We start from the raw sequence: 1169 nt of genomic DNA, 5'->3' as shown, positions 1-1169 counted from the left end.
AGCAATTCAATATTTTTGGAGGTAAATAGATGTTAAATACAATAATAATGGTGGATAAGAAGAACTATATCACTCTATTAAAAAACGATAATGGTCAATACATAGTTGAATGGTCTGATGGTGCAGCACATGTATACAGTGAGTTAGTTGCTACTTTAGATGCAAATGAGGTTATTTCAGGAAAAAAAGAATTAGTGTCTCTGGCATTTAAAGCAAAGAATGGCGCATGGCCACCTACCGAAGAACAAAATCGACAAGGAGAGTTGGAGTTTTTATTAAGCGATTTACAAATGGTACATGATATTTCGTTACCTAATGACCCAAATTTGTTTGAAGAATTTCCTGAGTTAAAACCTGAATATGAGAAATGGCTATCTGAACAATAACTATTATGTTTTGGAATAATTATTTTACTTACAGTAGGAAAATTTCGACATTTTTGATAAATTTTATGGAGTATTTGAATAATGGCAGAAATGAATATAATTCATGAGGATCGCCCCTCACAATTTTTCGTTTTATCAGACGGGAATAATTACCAACTTAAATGGGATGATTCAAGGTTAGCGACTCATATTAAAGAGATAGAAAAAGAGGATTTTGAGGAATATTTAGCAGGTAAAAGAACTGGTGGAGATTTGATGTTCAAGGCTGCATATGGCACATGGCCTTTGCCACAAGAGGAACAAGAAAAATATTATGAAGAACAGGGCATCAATGATATGCTCGCTAAAATCAAAAAAGAATCAGAGCAAAATTGGTCTGGTGCAAAGAATGAATAGTGATTTCCTAAAAAAATTATAGTCTCTTTGGTATGTTCATAATTTTTGATACATTATCTTAATATTCAGTAGTTTAGATTATTTAGAACCATTTTATATTAATAGCTAATTTTAGTTTCAATCTATTAAATCGTTTCTGATGGGAACTATCATCCAAGTTTTATTAATTGAATAGAAAAGAGAGAAATTGTAAAATGGAGAACGAAAAATACGGTATTTTAATTGAAGGAGGTAACGGCTATGCAGTTTATGATAAAAATGGCAATCTTACAATCTCGTGGCCGACAGGGATTGCGGATGTACCAGTATATCGTCCGTTAGACCAAGCAGACTATCAAGAATTTAAAGATGGCAAGCGTACAATGAGTGATTTGTCATTCAAGGCTG

General features: G+C 32.6%; 3 protein-coding genes. All 3 read left to right on the top strand.

The window, feature by feature from the left end:
• The first annotated feature begins 29 nt into the window (after positions 1-29).
• The gene (locus Hs30E_RS10980; protein WP_172209965.1) at positions 30-386 is read left to right on the top strand and encodes a hypothetical protein; all 357 of its coding nucleotides are present in this window, start codon (positions 30-32) and stop codon (positions 384-386) included.
• 81 nt (positions 387-467) lie between these two features.
• Positions 468-782: a hypothetical protein gene (locus Hs30E_RS10975; protein WP_172209964.1), complete on the top strand. Its 315-nt coding sequence runs from the start codon at positions 468-470 to the stop codon at positions 780-782.
• Positions 783-976: 194 nt separating this feature from the next.
• A partial coding sequence (locus Hs30E_RS10970; RefSeq protein ID WP_228462057.1) for a hypothetical protein occupies positions 977-1169 on the top strand: 193 nt, incomplete at its 3' end.

Source organism: Pseudolactococcus hodotermopsidis (genome assembly GCF_011170085.1).
Lineage (GTDB): Bacteria > Bacillota > Bacilli > Lactobacillales > Streptococcaceae > Pseudolactococcus > Pseudolactococcus hodotermopsidis.
This window is presented reverse-complemented; position numbering and strand designations above follow the sequence as displayed.